Source organism: Pedobacter suwonensis, from assembly GCF_900111825.1.
GTDB classification, from domain to species: Bacteria; Bacteroidota; Bacteroidia; order Sphingobacteriales; family Sphingobacteriaceae; genus Pedobacter; species Pedobacter suwonensis.
This window is the reverse complement of sequence record NZ_FOJM01000037.1, coordinates 1-2931: the sequence shown is the minus strand read 5'-3', so window position 1 is coordinate 2931 and position 2931 is coordinate 1. Positions and strand designations below refer to the sequence as shown.

At 40.7% G+C, this 2931-nt stretch carries 2 protein-coding genes; one reads left to right on the top strand and one right to left on the bottom strand.

Annotated elements, in window-relative coordinates; all coding sequences use genetic code 11:
* Positions 1–1488: 1488 nt before the first annotated feature.
* On the top strand, positions 1489–2355 hold the full coding sequence (locus BM107_RS24430; RefSeq protein ID WP_090988398.1) for a DUF808 domain-containing protein: 867 nt from the start codon (positions 1489–1491) through the stop codon (positions 2353–2355).
* 387 nt (positions 2356–2742) lie between these two features.
* Here BM107_RS24430 and BM107_RS24995 read toward each other — a convergent pair.
* Positions 2743–2931: hypothetical protein (locus BM107_RS24995; protein WP_208864465.1), on the bottom strand; the 189-nt coding region annotated here is incomplete at its 5' end.

The following is a 2931-nucleotide window of genomic DNA, read 5'->3' as shown; positions in this document are numbered from 1 at the left end:
GAAGCCCTTCAGCAGTAATGTTGAAGGGCTTTCTTGTTTTAATCCGCAAAGGGCATGGAGCACAGGGAATAGCGTAGTTTCCCGGCATTAAGGGGTTAGGGGCGCTAAGCTTCGTTTCCCGCAGATTACACCGATCTCCGCAGAAGCATTCCATCATCTATTTTACATCTTCCATCTTCCCCATCTTCCATTTTCCGTCCCTGGTTAAATGGCCCTGATGGGAGCGGCATCCCTTTTGGCTCAGAAAAATTGTTTAAACAATAAGGTTTCCAAAAGGATAGAGCGGACAGCAGGAAGGAACCCAGCCCAAATGCTCGGGACACTGTGCTCCAAGACCAAGAGGCATTTAAACCATTAAGGAGTTTAGAAAAGTTAAGGTTGTGCTCCCGCAGAAAACGCTGATCTCCGCAGAGACCATTCCATCATCTATTTTACATCTTCCATCTTTTACAATTTAAACGATCTGTGAGCTTTTCCGTACCATTGGGGAGTTAAGCAGCTAAGCTTCGTTTCCCGCAGGTTACACTGATCTCTGCAAAAGCGAGCATTCCATCATCCATTTTACATCTTCCATCTTTACTCCTTTATTTTATGTCCCGGGTAAAACAGCCCTGATGGGAGCGGCATCCTTTTGGCTAATAAAAATTGTTTAAAAAATAAGGTTTCCAAAAGGATAGAGCGGACAGCAGGACGGAACCCAACTTACAAGCACAGGAAACTGCGGTCCAAGACGAAAAAATTTTTTAACAATTAAGGAGTTGAGAAAAGTTAAGGTTGTGCTCCCGCAGAAAACGCTGATCTCCGCAGAGACCATTCCATCATCCGTTTTACATCTTCCGTCTTTTATGTTATGTCCTAGCTAAAATAGCCGTGATGGAAGCGGCATCCCTTTTGGCTAAGAAAAATTGTTAAAAAATAAGGTTTCCAAAAGGATAGAGCGCACAGCAGGACGGGACCTATCCCAAATGCTCGGGACACTGCGCTCCAAGACGACAAAATTTTTTAACAATTGAGGAGTTGAGAAAAAATTAAGGTTGTGCTCCCGCAGAAAACGCTGATCTCCGCATAGACCATTCCATCTTCGTTTTACATATTCAATGTCATATTCCTGGTTAGATAGTCCTGATAGAAGCGGTATTTCTTTTGGAAGAGATGAAATATGTCTAAGGAGCAAGGTTTTCCCAAAAGGATTGCAACGGACAGGACTGCCCCCGACTTATACGCACGGGACGCTGCGCTTCGCAATAACCTGACTGAGTCAGTACCCAGATATTCCCTATGAACTTCTTTAGAAATTTCAGCAATAGTAGCTTATTTTTTCTTTTTCGAACAGTTTTGGATTATTAATGTTATAATGCGGATAAATATTATTGACTTTTAATTAAATCTGTGGGAAATAGCCTTGGTATAATATAGCTAAAGATTTAATGTGAGATCATTTAAATTTAAAAAGTAATCGATATTTTGCGACATTAATAAATTTTAAATATGGCTTCTGGTTTTTTTGCGATTTTAGATGATATAGGTGCCTTAATGGATGATGTGGCTGTAACGGCAAAGGTAGCAGCTAAGAAAACTGCTGGTATTTTGGGAGATGACCTGGCAGTAAATGCAGAAAAATCAACTGGTTTTCTTTCTTCCAGGGAACTACCGGTATTATGGGCAATTACCAAGGGTTCACTAGTCAACAAGCTCATTATAGTACCCATTGCGCTATTGCTTAACTTCTTTTTTCCTGTAGCTATTAAAATGATCTTAGTACTCGGAGGATTATATCTGGCATACGAAGGGGTAGAAAAAGTTGTAGAATATTTTTTCCATCACTCGAAACCCGCACATGTGGAGGCAAAAGAGATTATTCAGAATGACGAGACGGCAGAAAAAGCCAAAATCAGATCAGCTATTATAACCGATTTCATTCTTTCTATAGAAATTGTCATCATCGCCCTGGGCAGTGTTTTAGATGAAACGCTTACCGTCCAAATTTTAACCGTTTCATTGATCGCATTATTGGCTACAATTGGTGTTTATGGAATTGTTGCGCTTATTGTTAGGATGGATGACGCCGGATACCGTTTAGTGAAAGCGTCCGGCGACAAAGGTATTCTTTCATCAGTTGGTAAAACACTGGTAAAATCGTTACCTATTATTATTAAAATTTTAAGCGTTGTGGGTACGGTTGCATTGATACTGGTATCAGGAGGAATTTTTGCGCACAATATTGCATTTATGCATCATATTTTCCCTTCGTTTCCATCTATTCTGAGGGAATTTGCTTTTGGATTAATAATCGGCCTGGCTTCCGTATTAGTGGTAATTGCCATTAAAAAACTTTTGACCATTATTAGAAGATAAAAAGTAGCTATTCATTTTACTGCTTAAGTTGTTATTCTGAAAATTTGATCTCTGCAGGTCAGGCTAGCTTCCTGTTGTTATTAACTCATGGGTTTTTACGCTTCCATAAACTTTAATTGCCAGTTGAGTGGTGTTGTAGAGTGTCGGTAGTTTTCGGGTTTATTTTTCTTTTTAGCAAAGCAGGGTCAGTGGTACTATATAAGCATGTTCCTGCTTTCGCTTATAGTCCTCGCTGCGCTCCGGGCTATTCCACTGCTATCGGGTTTAGGTGGGCAGTTTCTTCCAAAGTTTCAAGTGGCGGGGCGCAGGGGAACTTCGGAAGCTTTAATGGTTTTCTCCAGCCGATCCGTCATCCTGGCTGCCGGACCTTATCAGATCCTGAACTGTTCAGGACGGTGCTAAACAGGCAAAAGGCATAATTGTTTTGGTCTGTCGAAAAATATTTCCCATTGAAAACCATGAACTTACGTTAAAATCTCTATTAATCGTTTCAAAATCTTTGTGGGGAATGATATTTTTCCTACTTTTGCATCCCGCTTCGGAGGAAGGGGTTTGTTGAAAAGATGGCTTAGAGAG

Excerpts from the sequence above, each read along its gene's own strand:
- BM107_RS24430 (WP_090988398.1), top strand. The coding sequence starts at position 1,489 with ATGGCTTCTGGTTTTTTTGCGATTTTAGATGATATAGGTGCCTTAATG.